The organism is Streptomyces sp. NPDC104307, assembly GCF_055584045.1.
In genome coordinates this window covers 1071911-1086143 of record NZ_JBVJMU010000001.1, presented here as the reverse complement: position 1 = coordinate 1086143, position 14233 = coordinate 1071911, and the positions used below count along the sequence as shown (strand labels likewise).

At 71.8% G+C, this 14233-nt stretch carries 12 protein-coding genes; 7 read left to right on the top strand and 5 right to left on the bottom strand.

Annotation, left to right across the window (positions count from 1 at the left end; translation table 11 throughout):
* Positions 1-69: 69 nt before the first annotated feature.
* A complete protein-coding gene (locus ACZ601_RS04510) occupies positions 70-1854 on the bottom strand; it encodes an ABC transporter ATP-binding protein (protein WP_469532827.1) in 1785 nt (594 codons plus the stop codon).
* Positions 1855-1919: 65 nt separating this feature from the next.
* A complete protein-coding gene (locus ACZ601_RS04505) occupies positions 1920-3617 on the bottom strand; it encodes an ABC transporter ATP-binding protein (RefSeq protein WP_469532825.1) in 1698 nt (565 codons plus the stop codon).
* Between the two features lie 252 nt (positions 3618-3869).
* Between ACZ601_RS04505 and ACZ601_RS04500 the strand changes: the two genes are divergently transcribed.
* The 4 genes from ACZ601_RS04500 to ACZ601_RS04485 all read left to right on the top strand — a co-directional run bounded on the left by ACZ601_RS04500 (position 3870) and on the right by ACZ601_RS04485 (position 7743).
* Positions 3870-4943, top strand: coding sequence for a FecCD family ABC transporter permease (locus tag ACZ601_RS04500; RefSeq protein WP_440576612.1), 1074 nt, complete (start codon positions 3870-3872; stop codon positions 4941-4943).
* Positions 4940-6040: a FecCD family ABC transporter permease gene (locus ACZ601_RS04495; protein ID WP_440576609.1), complete on the top strand. Its 1101-nt coding sequence runs from the start codon at positions 4940-4942 to the stop codon at positions 6038-6040. Before ACZ601_RS04500 ends, ACZ601_RS04495 begins: the two co-directional genes overlap by 4 nt.
* Positions 6041-6165: 125 nt before the next feature.
* Positions 6166-7053: an ABC transporter ATP-binding protein gene (locus tag ACZ601_RS04490; protein WP_469533857.1), complete on the top strand. Its 888-nt coding sequence runs from the start codon at positions 6166-6168 to the stop codon at positions 7051-7053.
* A 147-nt stretch (positions 7054-7200) separates the two neighbouring features.
* On the top strand, positions 7201-7743 hold the full coding sequence (locus ACZ601_RS04485; RefSeq protein WP_469532821.1) for a GNAT family N-acetyltransferase: 543 nt from the start codon (positions 7201-7203) through the stop codon (positions 7741-7743).
* A gap of 81 nt (positions 7744-7824) precedes the next feature.
* Here ACZ601_RS04485 and argB read toward each other — a convergent pair whose 3' ends face one another.
* The 3 genes from argB to ACZ601_RS04470 form a co-directional block, all read right to left on the bottom strand.
* Positions 7825-8745: an acetylglutamate kinase gene (gene argB / locus ACZ601_RS04480; RefSeq protein WP_469532819.1), complete on the bottom strand. Its 921-nt coding sequence runs from the start codon at positions 8743-8745 to the stop codon at positions 7825-7827.
* A 31-nt stretch (positions 8746-8776) separates the two neighbouring features.
* Entirely contained in the window at positions 8777-9433 is a 657-nt protein-coding gene (locus ACZ601_RS04475) for an isochorismatase family protein (RefSeq protein ID WP_469532816.1), read from the bottom strand.
* 98 nt (positions 9434-9531) lie between these two features.
* Positions 9532-10251, bottom strand: coding sequence for a DUF2470 domain-containing protein (locus ACZ601_RS04470; RefSeq protein ID WP_440579165.1), 720 nt, complete (start codon positions 10249-10251; stop codon positions 9532-9534).
* 156 nt (positions 10252-10407) lie between these two features.
* Between ACZ601_RS04470 and ACZ601_RS04465 the strand changes: the two genes are divergently transcribed.
* The 3 genes from ACZ601_RS04465 to ACZ601_RS04455 all read left to right on the top strand — a co-directional run bounded on the left by ACZ601_RS04465 (position 10408) and on the right by ACZ601_RS04455 (position 14139).
* The gene (locus ACZ601_RS04465; RefSeq protein ID WP_469532813.1) at positions 10408-11001 is read left to right on the top strand and encodes a GNAT family N-acetyltransferase; all 594 of its coding nucleotides are present in this window, start codon (positions 10408-10410) and stop codon (positions 10999-11001) included.
* Positions 11002-11464: 463 nt separating this feature from the next.
* Positions 11465-12739 carry a lectin gene (locus tag ACZ601_RS04460; RefSeq protein ID WP_469532811.1) on the top strand — a complete coding sequence of 425 codons (1275 nt, stop codon included), beginning with the start codon at positions 11465-11467 and terminating at the stop codon, positions 12737-12739.
* Positions 12739-14139, top strand: coding sequence for a ricin-type beta-trefoil lectin domain protein (locus tag ACZ601_RS04455; protein WP_469533852.1), 1401 nt, complete (start codon positions 12739-12741; stop codon positions 14137-14139). Before ACZ601_RS04460 ends, ACZ601_RS04455 begins: the two co-directional genes overlap by 1 nt.
* The last annotated feature ends 94 nt before the right edge of the window (positions 14140-14233 follow it).

Sequence of the window (14233 nt, the reverse complement as noted above, 5' to 3'; positions counted from 1 at the left end):
ACAAGCGGCCGCCCCCGGTGAGAACTCCTCACCGGGGGCGGCCGCTTGTGTACGGGGGTCAGCGCGTGCTCACCGCACGTCCACCGGCTCCCGGCGGCTGTCGGACCACGCCTCCCACAGCGCCGCGTACCGGCCGCCCGCCGCGACGAGTTCGTCATGGCTGCCGGTCTCCACGACCCGGCCCTCGTCGAGGACGACGACCCGGTCGGCGGTCGCCGCCTGGGGGAGCCGGTGCGCGACGACCAGACCCGTACGCCCCTCCAGCGCCCGCGACGCCGCCTCCTCCAGGACCCGCGCGCCCGCGCTGCCCGCGTCGGCGGTCGCCTCGTCGAGGATGGCGACCGGCGGGTCCGCCAGCACCAGCCGGGCCAGCGCGAGATGCTGCGCCTGGGTCACCGTCAGCCGGTGACCGCCCTCGCCCACCACCGTGTCCAGGCCGTCCGGCAGCGCCTGCGCCCACTCCAGGGCGCCGACCCGGTCAAGCGCCGCGCGCACCTCCTCCTCCGTGGCCCCGGGGCGGGCCAGCCGCAGGTCCTCGGCCAGCGGGCCCGCGAACACGTGCACCTCCTGGCTGATCAGCATCACCGCACGGCGCACCCCGGCGGCACCCAGCTCGGCCGCGTCGACCCCGCCCAGCGAGATGGTCCCGCCGTCCGGCTGATGGACGCCCGCGATGACCTTGGCCAGCGTCGTCTTGCCCGCGCCACTGGCGCCCACCAGCGCCACCCGCTCCCCGCTGCGCACCTCCAGATCGACCTTCCGCAGCACGGGCGCCCCGGCGCCGTAGGCGTAGCTGACCGCGCTCACCCCGACCGAACCGTCCGCCGGAGCGCTTCCACCAGGAGCGGTCTGCTCGGCCGGCAGCTTGGACAGCCCGACCAGCCGGGCGAAGCTGGCACCCGCCGACTGCGCGTCGTCGATGAGGAACAGCGTCGCGTTGACCGGGTTGAAGAGGCTGTGGAAGTAGAGCGCGGCGGCCGTGGCCGTACCGATGCTCACCGAACCGCTGTCCACCAGCACGAAGCCCGCGCCGAGCACGGCGGCCAGGCCGATGTACTCGGCCAGGTTCAGCCGGGAGAAGAACCCCGTCACGATGTGGATGCCGCCCAGCGCGAGATCCCGCGCGGACGCGGACCGCTGCTCCAGCAGCCCGGTGTGCGCACGGTTCAGCCGGAAGGCCCGTACGGTGCGCACCCCGCCGACGCTGTCGAGCAGCTGGTGCTGGAGCGCACCGGTCGCGACGCGGTGCTCGGCGTACACCGGAGCCGCCCTGCGCAGGTACCAGCGCACAGAGAGCACCTGCACCGGCATCGCCAGCAGCGCGGCCACCAGGAACCGCCAGTCCAGCACGGCGAGTCCGACGAACGTCAGCACGATGGTCAGCGCGGAGCGGGTGAACTCGGGCAGCGCCTGGCGCACCGACTTCGCGATCATGGAGACATCGCTGGTGACCCGGGAGACCAGGTCCCCGGAACCGGCCGCCTCGACGCGCTCCAGCGGCAGCCGCAGCGCTCGCTCGATGAACTGCTCGCGCACGGCGGCGAGTACGGTCTCGCCGAGCCGGGCCACCAGCGTGGAGCCGACCGCCGCCGCCGCACCGCGCACCAAGGCCACCACGATGAGCAGCACCAGCGGCACCGTCAGCGCCCGCGAACCCCGCCGCTCCACCACCAGGTCCACGATGTGGCCGAGCAGGGGAGCGGTCAGCAGCCCGATCGCGGTTCCGGCGACCAGTACCGTGACGGCGGCCGAGGTCAGCCGCCGGTGGCCGCGCAGCATCGTGCGCAGCGCCGCCAGGCTCTCCGCACCGCTCGCGGTCGGCAGCAGCGTGCGGTCCGCGCCGGGTGTGCTCATGACCGTTTCCCCCTCATTCCGCGTGTGCGTCTCCGTGTCCTGCGCCCGGTCCTCGTACGTGGACGTCATGCGAGCACCGCCGCCCGGTACCGCTCGTCACCGGCGACGAGTTCGGTGTGGTGGCCGGTCGCGCCGACGGTGCCCCCGTCGAGGACGACGACCCGGTCCGTGACCGCGAGGAGGGCCGGGCTGGTGGTGATCAGTACGGTGGTGCGCCCGTCGCGGACCTCCCGCAGCCGGGCGGCGATCCGGGACTCGGTGACGGTGTCCACGGCAGTGGTCGGGTCGTGCAGCACCAGTACCGGGCTGTCGGCGGCCAGCGCCCTGGCGAGTGCGACGCGCTGCCGCTGGCCGCCGGAGAGCGAGCGGCCGCGTTCGGCGAGCACGGTGTCGCCGCCCTCCGGCAGCAGCCGGGCGACCTCGTCCGCAGCGGAGGCGGCGAGGGCCCCGTCGACCGGGGCCGCGTCGTCGCGGGCTCCCGCCCGTACGTTCTCCAGCAGGCTGGTCTCGAACAGGTCGGCGTCGTGGTGGGCGACCAGGACGGCGCGGCGCAGTGCGTCCGGGGCGAGTTCGGTCAGCGGCACGCCGTCGAGCTCGATCAGCCCGTCGGCCGGGTCCCGCTCCCTGGCCAGGCAGAGCAGCAGATCGGCCGCGGCGGCCGGATCGCTTGTGACCACTCCGAGCAGCTCGCCGGGCCGGATATCCAGATCGATCCCGCGCAGCGAGCCGAGCCGGACCCCGCTCAGGCGCAGCTGCCCCGCCACGTCGTCGGACACCTCGGACGCGCCGCCCTCGACGGCCGAGGGCGCCTCCAGCACCTCGGCGATCCGGCGGGCGGAGGCGCGGCCCTGGGCGAACTCGGCGTTGACGTAGGTGAGCAGCTGGAACGGGCCGAGGAGGAACTGCGCCAGGCCCACCGCCGCCACCAGGTCACCGATGCTGATGCTGCCGCGCATGGCGAGGTAAGCGCCCACGATGCCGATGACCGCGATGAACACACCCGTGAGGGAGAGGACGGCCCCCTCGTGACCGGCCCGGCTGCGGGCCGCCCGCAGCGCCGCGGCGAGCGAGTCCTGACTGGTGGTGCGGTAGCGGGCGACGGCGGCCGACTCGGCGCCCATGCCCTTGAGGACCCGGAGTCCGGCGACCAGGTCGGCGGCGACGCCGGAGGCGTGCGCGGCCCGTTCCTGCTCGGTCTCGCTGCGGCGTTCGAGCGGCCGGCTGATGCGGTGTCCCAGCCACAGCAGCGGGGGGATGCCCAGCAGGACGAGGAGTCCGAGCGGGACGGAGATCCTGAGCAGGGCCACCGCGCTGATCACCAGCGCGGAGGTCGCCGCGACCCCGTACGCCAGGACCGGCGCCACCGAACCCACCCGGCGGGCGTCATTGGTGGCGATGCTGGTGAGCGCACCGGGCAGCCGGTTCGCGTCGGCGCCTCCGCGCGGGTCGAGCACCCGGGCGCCGAGCTCCATCCGGAGCCGGTGCGCGGCGCGTTCCCCCGCGCCTTCGGCGAGCCGGGCGCTGGTCCGGTAGCAGTTCGACAGCACCAGGAACAGCCCCGCGAGCACCAGGAGCCAGCGCAGCAGCGACGAGGAGGAGCCGGTGGCCACCGCCGTGTCGATGGCCGCGCCGATGACGACGGGCACCAGGGCCTCACACCCCTGGTGCACCGTGCCGAGCAGCGAGGCGGTGACGACGCGCCGCCGCTGCCCCCTGATCGCCCTGCGGAGGACGTGCCCCCCGGTCGGTCCTCCAGTTGGCATGCGGGCCTCCGCGAAGAGTCTGGGAATGTGAGTAAGGCTAAAAGTTAGGTAAGGCTACTCTAAATGGGTGGCCGGGGTGGTAAGCCGTCCGCAATGTCCCCGGTCACAGCGGCGCGGGCCATTTCGCCTGCGGGGGGCGCGCGTTGACCATCCGGCGCCGTTCGGTTAGCCTCACCTAAGTTCCATCCGGGTCCTGCGTCACCTTCCGGCGCCCTATCGCTCGCGGTGTACCCGAACCGCCGTCAGGGGGAGTTGTCGTTGTCGGTCGAAACCCGGACGGCTCCCGAGGACCGGGCCGTCGCACCCGAAGCCGCGCCACCCGCCCGGACCGCGAACACGCTGCGGGCCCTGGGGCTGATCGCGGCGCTGGCCGCGCTCGTTCTGGTCGGACTGCTCAGCGTGTGGGTGGGCACCCGGGGCATCCCGTTCACCGCCACCTGGAGCGCGCTCTGGCACCCGGACGGCTCCGAGACCTCGATCATCATCCATGACTACCGCATCCCCAGAACGCTCCTCGGGCTGCTCGTGGGCATGGCGCTCGGCCTGTCCGGCGCCCTGATGCAGGCCCTCACCCGCAACCCGCTCGCCGACCCGGGCATCCTCGGCATCAGCCTGGGCGCCTCCGCAGGGGTCGTCGTGGCCATCGCCTTCCTCGGAGTGGGCTCGGTCCTCGGCTACGTGTGGTTCGCCTTCATCGGCGCGGCCGTCGCCTCCGTCGCCGTGTACCTCCTGGGCTCGTCGGGCCGCACGCTGGCCACACCGGACCGGCTCGTCGTGGCCGGGGCGGCGATGACCGCGGTGCTGTACGCCTTCAACTCGGCGGTGCTGCTGCTCAATCCCCGCGCCTTCGACCAGTACCGCTTCTGGACGGTGGGTTCGCTGTCCGGCCGGTACTACGACGTCATCTGGGTCATCCTCCCGTTCATCGCGGTGGGCCTCCTGATCGCCCTCGGCCTCGCACCCTCGCTCAACGCCCTCGCGATGGGCGACCAGCTCGGCCGCGCCCTCGGCCTGAACGTCGGCCGCACCCGGGTGCTGGGCGCCGTCGCCGTCATGCTGCTGTGCGGCGCCGCCACCGCCGCCGCCGGACCGATCGGCTTCGTCGGCCTCGCGGTGCCGCACGTCGCCCGGTTCGTCGTCGGCCCCGACCAGCGCTGGGTACTGACGTACTCGATGCTGCTCGCCCCGGTCCTGCTGATCGGCGCGGACGTCCTCGGACGGGTGCTCGGCTCGCCGGGCGAGGTCCAGGTGGGGATCATCACCGCGTTCCTCGGGGCCCCGCTGTTCATCGCCCTGTGCCGCCGTCGAAAGCTGGTCATGCTGTGAGCCCCGTACGGGAGAAGAGCCCCGCCGGGGCCGGTACGGAGACCGAGCTGCCGAGGGTCGTCAGCGGACTGGTCCTGCGCACCCGGCCCGGCGGACTGTCCGTACGGGTCCAGGGGCGCGTCCTGGTGGTGACGGCCGTGATGCTCGTCGCGCTCGTCGCGGTCGCGCTCGTCACCCTCACCACCGGTGACTTCGAACTCTCCGTCGGCGAGGTCCTGCGGGCCGTACTGGGCCACGGCTCCGGCGGCGCCGACTTCATCGTCAACACCCTGCGCATGCCGCGCCTGCTGACCGCGATGTGCGTGGGGGCGGCCCTCGCCGTCAGCGGGGCCATCCTGCAGAGCCTGACCGGCAACTCCCTCGGCAGCCCGGACATCATCGGCTTCACCAACGGCTCGGCCGTCGGGGCGCTCCTCGTCATCATCGTGCTGCACGGCAGCATGACCCAGATCGCGGTGGGCGCGCTGATCGGCGGCCTCGCCACCGCCGCCGTCATGTACCTCCTCATGCTGGGCAGGGGACTTCAGGGCTTCCGGCTGGTCGTCGTCGGCATCGGGGTCAGCGCACTGCTGCTCGCCGTCAACTCGTACCTGATCACCCGGGCGACCTGGCAGGAGGCCCTGGAGGCGCAGGCCTGGCTGATCGGCAGCCTGACCAACCGGGGCTGGCAGCAGGCCAACACCATCGGCATCGCCGTCCTCGTCCTGCTGCCGCCCGCGTTCTTCCTCGCCCGCCGGCTCTCCATGGTGGAGATGGGCGACGTCACCGCCATGGCGCTCGGCGTCGACGTGGCCCGTACCCGGGCGCTGCTGCTCGTGATCAGCGTCGCGCTCGCCGCCTTCGCCACGGCGGTCACCGGGCCCATCTGGTTCATCGCGCTGGCGGCGCCCCAGCTCGCCCGGCGGCTGACCCGGGCCTCGGGCCCCGCACTGGTCCCCGCCGCACTCATGGGCGCCCTGCTGCTCGCCGCCAGCGACCTGCTGGCGCAACGCCTGTTCGCCCCCTCACTGCTCCCGGTGGGCACGGCGACGGGGACCATCGGCGGGCTGTACCTCATCTGGCTGCTGATCACCGAGTCGCGAAAGAGCCGCGCATGACCCGAAAGACGACAGGCACGACGGGTACGTCACCCACGACGGGTACGTCACGCGCGACCGGCCCGACCCGTACGTCCGATTCGACCGGCCCGGACGCGGACTCCGCGACGGCGGAGGGGACTCACATGAACGGGACGCACCCGGCGCCCACCGCGCGACTGCGGGCCGAGGACCTGACACTCTCCTACGAGCAGCGGACCGTGGTCAGTTCGCTCGGCGTCGAGATTCCCGACCGTTCCTTCACCGTGATCATCGGGCCGAACGCCTGCGGCAAGTCCACGCTCCTGAAGGCGCTCGCCCGGATGCTCAAACCCCGCTCCGGGCAGGTCTATCTGGACGGCGCGGGCATCGCCACCTACCGCTCGCGCGAGGTCGCCCGGCGGCTGGGCCTGCTCCCGCAGTCCTCGACCGCGCCCGGCGGCATCACCGTGGGGGACCTGGTGGCGCGGGGCCGCTACCCGCACCAGGGAATGCTGAAGCAGTGGTCCGCCGACGACGAGACGGCCGTGCTGGACGCCATGCGGCAGACCGGCGTGCTGGATCTCGCCGACCGCCCGGTCGACGACCTCTCCGGTGGTCAGCGGCAGCGGGTCTGGCTTTCCATGGTGCTGGCTCAGCAGACCTCGATCCTGCTCCTGGACGAACCCACCACCTTCCTCGACATCGCCCACCAGGTCGAGGTGCTCGACCTCTGCGCCGACCTGCACGCCCGCAAGGGGCACACCGTCGTGGCGGTGCTGCACGACCTCAACCAGGCCTGCCGTTACGCCACCCACCTCATCGTCATGCGGCCCGGCGGCACGATCGCGGCCGAGGGCGATCCGGCCACCGTGATGACCGCCGAACTGGTCGAGGACGTGTTCGGGCTGCCCTGCCGGATCATCTCCGACCCGGAGACCGGCACGCCCCTGATGGTGCCGGCCGCGCCCCGACGGTACGTGCCCGAGGACTCTCCGGTCGGCGCGGAGGCCGACGGCCCCGTGATGGCCGAGACCGGCGGGCGGGCGCGCTGAGCGTTCCCGCGCTGGAGCAACACCGACCCTGGAGTGCCGACTTGGTCATTGAGGTTAGGTAAGGCTAACCTAACTCGTGATGGTTCACCGGGGCATGCGGCGATCCGGCCGCTCCTCGCGCACGGTGGAACCCGAGGAAGGAACGCCTTGATCACGGCCACACCGCGCCCCCCAGTCGCGTCGACGCACACCCTGGACACCGCCCTCCCCGACACGCTCCGGGTACGCCGGGCGCACTCCGGGGACGCCGCCGCCCTCGTCGCGCTCTCCGAGCCGTTCGTCGGCTCGGGAGCGCTGCGCCGCCGGCCCTTCGACGTCTACGCGGCCCGAGCGGCCGACTTCCTGGTGGCGGAGGACCCCGGCGGCGCCCTGCACGGCTGCCTCGCGCTGCGGGTCCACCCGGACGCGGACCCCGGCACGACGGCCGAGGGTGCGGGCGCGGGCGTCCTCTACAACTTCTGTGTGGCCCGCCAGCGGCAGGGCAGCGGCCTCGGTGCGCGGCTGCTGGGTGCGGCGCTCGCCGGGGCGCGGGCCCAGCAGCTGGCGGCCCTGTTCACCGCGACGACCGGCAGCGGGCGGCTCTTCCTGCGCCACGGATTCGCGCCGGTCCCGCCGGGGCTCGCCCCGCGCGCCTGGGCGCGCACGCTGGACCCACGACGGGGTGCGCGCGTTCTGGCCCGCGCGCTGTGACGACGGTGGCGTGCTCCGGACTCCGGGGCACGCCACCGCTCATGTCCCATGCGTGACGCCTCAGGCCTCAGGCGTTATGGCTCACGCGTCCGGGAGGATCGTCGTCCCGGGGCTCCGCTCGTCAAGTACGCCGCGCAGCACGGCATGCGGGACCCGTCCGTCCAGCACCTGTGCCCGCCCCACCCCGGCCCGGACCGCCCGCAGACAGCCCTCCATCTTCGGGAGCATCCCGCTCGCCAGTCCTGGAAGCAGACCGGCCAGCTCGGCAGCCGTCAGGCGCTCGATGACCTCCGTGCTGCGCGGCCAGTCCCCGTACAGCCCCTCGACATCGGTCAGCATCACCAGCCGCTCGGCGCCGAGGGCGACCGCCAGGGCCGACGCCGCGAGATCGGCGTTGACGTTGTAGACCTCCCCCTCCGTGCCGCGCGCGAGGGGTGACACCACCGGGATGCGGCCCAGCTCCAGCAGTGAGCGCACGGTGTCCGGGGCCACGTTCACGATGTCACCGACCAGGCCGATGTCCACCGGCATCCCGTTCACCCGGCCGGACCGGCGCACGGCCGTCATGGTGTGGGCGTCCTCGCCGGACAGCCCCACGGCGAACGGGCCGTGCGCGTTGATCGCGCCGACCAGTTCCCGCTGGACCCGACCCGTCAGCACCATCCGCACCACGTCGAGGGTCTCCTCCGTGGTCACCCGCAGACCCGCCTCGAAGCGGACCTCCAGGCCGAGGCGGTCGAGCATCGCGCTGATCTGCGGACCCCCGCCGTGGACCACCACCGGGAGCAGGCCCGAGTGCCACAGCTCCACGACATCGCGCGCGAACATCTCCTGGAGTGATCCGTCCACCATGGCGTTGCCGCCGAACTTGACCACCACCACCCGGCCCCGGGTCTCCGTGGACAGGGCCGGGCCGGATCGGGACTCCGGCTGTATCCGTCTCCGGTGCTTCGGTGACTGCTCATGGACGCCGGCTCCGGCCGACGCGACCCGTACGGTCATCTTCTTCCGTCTCTCCTGAGGTGGGGCGCCGTCACGCCTCGTGGCGGACCCGGCCGAGCAGCAGATCGCGCAGCAGGCCGTCCGTCGTGCGGACCACCGCGCTGCGAGCCGCCCAGCGCAGCGCCATCGCGTGCTCCTCGGCGGTGAAGTCGGCCACGGCGTCGGCGACGACAAAAGGCTGAATGTCGTTCATGAAGGCGTCCGCGGCGGTCAGCAGCACTCCCAGGTGGGCGTGCACACCGCACACGATCAGCTGGTCGCGCCCCGTCGAGCGCAGCAGCCGGCCGAGATGGCTGTGCAGAAAGGCGTTGGGGCGCACATTGGGCAGCACGTGCTCGCCCGGCCGGGGCGCCAGGGCTTCGATGATCGAGGAGTCGCCGGGCCCGTCGCCGACGCCGGGACCCCAGACGTCCGCGACGAGCCCCCGTCTGCCCGGTGACTGGGCGGCGGGTTCGGCGCTGAAGACGACCGGTATGCCGAGCGTTCCGGCGAGTTCCCGCAACGCGGTGATGTTCTCGACCAGTTGGACGACCGGGGAGCGCCCCGTCGGGAACGCCTGGACGAAGTGGTTCTGCATGTCGTGGACGAGCAGTGCGGCCCGGTCGGGGTCAATGGTCCAGGAGGGCCAGGAGCGGGGGAGGGCCGTACCGTCGGGCATGTCGTAGGACTCGATGACTGGCAGGCCCATGACCGGCCCCTCCCCTGATGATCCGGCGATCCGGCCGTGGCGCGAGGATGCACTGTGACTTAGTGAAGCCTAACCTAAGTTTCTTGTGGTGGAAGGTGTCAGGGGTGGGAGTGGTGCTGCTGGTGCGCGCAGCCCCGGGGTGCGGTGAGGAGGCGTCGGATCTGCTCGCCGGCATCAGTGGCATCGCGAGCGAGCGCCGGGAAGAGCAACTGGAGGTCGAAGTGGCCGGATTCGTACTCGCAGCGCAGGGTGATGCCGTGCCGGTCGAGTGCGAGGGGGAGTGCGCGGATCATGCCGCGCGGCAGCCGGGATCCCGCGAGCCCGAGCAGATCGTTCATCAACTCCTGGTGCGAGTCGGCCAGATGGGTCAGCATTTCGGCCTCCTCGACGGCCAGCGGGTCGGGCTCTGCGAGCGCGATCTCGTCCAGTCCGACATCCGTCGCGCCCGCCGGGGTCCGCAGCGAGACCCGCGCCGAATCCAGCCGGAACGCCCCGTCCGCCTCCGGTGCCAGCCAGCCGGACACCGTCACCCTGGCGCGGACCCGGTCGCGCAACGGGGTCGGGGCGATGTCCGTGAACTGGAGGAGGGCGGCGAGGCTGCCCATGGGGGCGTCGGCGGCCTCCCGCGCCAAGGGGCTGTCGGGGCGGGGGTGGACGGTGACCTGTCCGGCGGCGCTGACCGAGTGGAGCCCGATCAGGTCGTAGGCCTGCGCGGTCGTGGTGAGGGAGAGCGAGGTCGCGCGGGACAGTACGGTGCGGACCTGCTCCGCGTCGGTCGGCCCGGCCAGGACGGTGTCTGCGTCGGCGTCGGTGTTCAAGGGGACTCCCTGCGAAACGGATGCGAGTTAGGTAAGCCTAACCTTATTTCTCCGATGGTGGGTGGTGTTCCGTCGGACTCGCGGTTCTGCGGCCGTTCGTGTCACGGTTCACCGGATGGAGGGATGATCGGGCGAACCGTTCCCGGGGGGACTTCGATGAGCATCACCCTGCGGGTGGACGCGACGCCGTCCACCCCCGCACTCCTGCTGCGCCCCTGGAGCGAGGCGGACATCGGGCCCCTCATCGAGGCGTTCCGGGATCCCGCGCTGCGCCGTGGAGCGGGCGGCCCCATGGAGAGCGCCGAGGACGTACGGGCCTGGCTGGAGCTCCAGCGGAGCGGCTGGATCACCGGCGAGCGGCTGGGCTTCGCCGTACAGGAGGAGCGATCGGGCCCCGGTGCGGGCGCGTTGGCGGGCGGTGTGGCCGTCGATGCGTTGGCGGGCAGCGTGGTCATCAAGCGGGGCGATTCGGGCCAGGAGTCCGCAGAGGTCGGTTTTTGGACGGCGGCACCCGCCCGGGGTCGCGGGGTCGCTCCCCGCGCCCTGGAGGCGGTCACCCGCTGGGCCTTCGAGAGCTTCGCGGCCGACGGCCTGGAGCGCGTCAACCTGCTGCACCAGGTGGGCAATTCGGCATCGTGCCGAGTCGCGGAGAAGGCCCGGTTCGGGTTCTGCCGGGTCGTCCCGGCGCTGCCGCCCTCCTTCCCGTTGCCCGGTCACCTGCATGTGCGGAGGGCCGGTGACCCGGACTGATCCCGGGCGCGCGATGCGCGGGTCGCTTCGATTCCGGCGTCATGAGGCCGACGCTCGCGGCCATGGACAGGGCTTGCAGTCTTTGACTCTTGTTCACACGGCACCTTTCTCCGGATCGCCGTGAGTGACGGCATGGACACCTGAGGCATGTCCGTCCAAGCCGGACGGGGTGGGCGTGCGAACGTGCACTGGTACAGACCAGGGTCTTGACAGTCCATTGGTTCACTTCTTAAATCACGTAGTGATTTAAGCCCCGTGCACAGCAGTCCCACAGTGCCCCCACATCGACTCCACAGCACGTGCCTGCCATGCCCCACCCGCACCCCGGTTTCCGCCCCACCCCTTGAACGGCACCCCGCCCCGGTCGGCGCAGCTTCGGCATGCCCCAACGCGCCCCGCGTCTGTCATGTCATATGCATGACATAACAGGCTCTCTTCCCCTCATGCACCGGAAGGGAGAGTCATGGACTCCCCCCGCTTGTCGCGGCGCTTGCTGCGTTCCGCACTCTCGGCCCTGACCCTTGCGCTGGTCACGACCGCCCTCGTGGGCGGTGGCGCTCACGAGCGGTCACCCGCCCTCTCGGACGCAGCGGCCTCGGCCGCCATGACGTTCGACGAGGAGTTCGACGGCTCCGCCGGCTCTGCGGTCAACGGCTCCCGATGGCAGATCGAGACCGGCGACAACGTCAACAACCACGAGCGGCAGTACTACACCGCCGGGAACCGCAACGCCGCGCTGGACGGCCAGGGCCACCTGGTGATCACCGCGCGCAAGGAGAACCCGTCCAACTACCAGTGCTGGTACGGCACGTGTCAGTACACCTCGGCGCGGCTGAACACCTCGGGCAAGTTCACCCAGGCCTACGGTCATGTCGAGGCCCGGATGAAGATCCCGCGCGGCCAGGGCATGTGGCCCGCCTTCTGGATGCTCGGTGACGACATCGGGCAGGTCGGCTGGCCCAACTCCGGCGAGATCGACATCATGGAGAACGTCGGCTTCGAACCCGGCACCGTCCACGGCACCCTGCACGGACCCGGCTACTCCGGCTCCGCCGGCATCGGCGCCGGATACACCCTCCCGGGTGGCCAGGCCTTCGCCGACGCCTTCCACACCTTCGCCATCGACTGGGCCCCCAACTCGATCACCTGGTCCGTCGACGGCAACGTGTACCAGCACCGCACCCCCGCCGACACCAACGGCAACACCTGGGCCTTCAACAAGCCCTTCTTCCTCATCCTCAACCTCGCCGTCGGCGGCTACTGGCCGGGCGACCCCGACGGCAACACCGCCTTCCCGCAGCAACTCGTCGTCGACCACGTCCGCGTCACCACCAGCGACACCCAGCCCCCGGCCGGCTCCGGCACCATCACCGGCCTCGCCGGTAAGTGCGTCGACGTGGCCGCGGCGAGCAACGCCAACGGCACCCCCGTACAGCTCTACGACTGCAACGGCTCCGCCGCCCAGAAGTGGACCGTCGGCGCGGACGGCACGATCAGGGCCCTGGGCAAGTGTCTTGACGTCGCATCAGGCGGCACGGCGAACGGGACCCTGGTCCAGCTGTGGGACTGCAACGGCTCCGCCGCCCAGCGCTGGGCCGTCAGCGGTGCGCGCGACATCGTGAGTCCGCAGGCGGACAAGTGCCTGGACGTCACGGGGAACAGTTCGGCCAATGGTGCCCGGCTCCAGATCTGGACCTGCACCGGAGCAAGTAACCAGAAGTGGACGGTGAACAGCTGATGCGCCGAGACCTGCTGCGCGGGCACGCCCCCGCCGTACGGAGCGCGCTGGGAGTCGTGGCCGCCGCCACACTCCTCGCCGGGCTGACCGGCTCGCCCGCCCTGGGCGCGGCCCAGGCCACCGGACAGATCACCGGGGTGGGCGGGAAGTGCGTCGACGTCGCCGCCGGAGCCACCGCCAACGGCACCCCCGTACAGCTCTACGACTGCAACGGCTCCGCCGCCCAGCAGTGGAGCCTGGGCAGTGACGGCACGGTCAAGGCACTGGGCAAGTGTCTTGACGTCGCGTCAGGCGGTACGGCGAACGGGTCCGTCGTCCAGTTGTGGGACTGCAACGGCTCCGCCGCCCAGCGCTGGAGCGTGAGCGGTGCGCGCGACCTCGTCAATCCGCAGGCGGACAGGTGCCTGGACGCCACGGGGAACAGCTCGGCCAACGGCACCCGGCTCCAGATCTGGACCTGCACCGGAGCCGCCAACCAGAAGTGGACCGCGCCGGCCGTCGGGGGAGGCGGCACGGACCCGGGAACGCCCGGTTCGATGGCGGTCGCCCCGTACCTCTACAACGGCTGGGGCAGCCCGCCCAGTCCGACCACCGTCATGAACGCCACCGGCGTCAAGTGGTTCACCCTCGCCTTCGTCCTCAGCAACGGCTACTGCAACCCGCAGTGGGACGGCGGGAGGCCGCTGACCGGCGGGGTCGACCAGCAGACGGTGAACACCGTCCGGGCGGCGGGCGGCGACGTCATCCCGTCCTTCGGCGGCTGGAGCGGCAACAAGCTGGAGAGCTCCTGCTCCAGCGCCGGTGAGCTGGCGGCCGCGTACCAGAAGGTGATCAACGCCTACGGGCTCAAGGCCATCGACATCGACATCGAGGCCGACGCGTACGCCAGCGCCACGGTCCAGCAGCGCACGGTCGACGCGCTGAAGACCGTCAAGGCCAACAACCCCGGCATCAAGGTGTACGTCACCTTCGGCACCGGCCAGAGCGGGCCCGACGACAGCATGATCCGCAAGGCGTCGGCCTCCGGGCTGACCGTCGACAGCTGGACGATCATGCCGTTCGACTTCGGCGGGGCGGGCAAGAACATGGGCAACCTCACCGTCAGCGCCGCCGAAGGGCTGAAGAACGTGGTCAAGAACGCCTACGGGTACACGGACGACCAGGCGTACCGGCACACCGGGATCTCCTCGATGAACGGCATCACCGACGACAACGAGACGGTGACGGTCGCGGACTTCCGCACCATCCTGGCCTACGCCCAGCAGCGCCATCTGGCCCGGCTCACCTTCTGGTCCGTCAACCGGGACCGGCCGTGCACCGGAGGCGGCGCCGACACCTGCTCGGGCGTCTCCCAGCAGCCCTGGGACTTCACGAAGGTGTTCGCCCAGTACGCGGGCTGACCGTCCGGTGTACCGGGTGACCGCCCGGTACACCGGCTGACCGCCCCTGCCCGACGCGTCGTCCACCCGCACAGGAGACAACCGTGCTCAGATC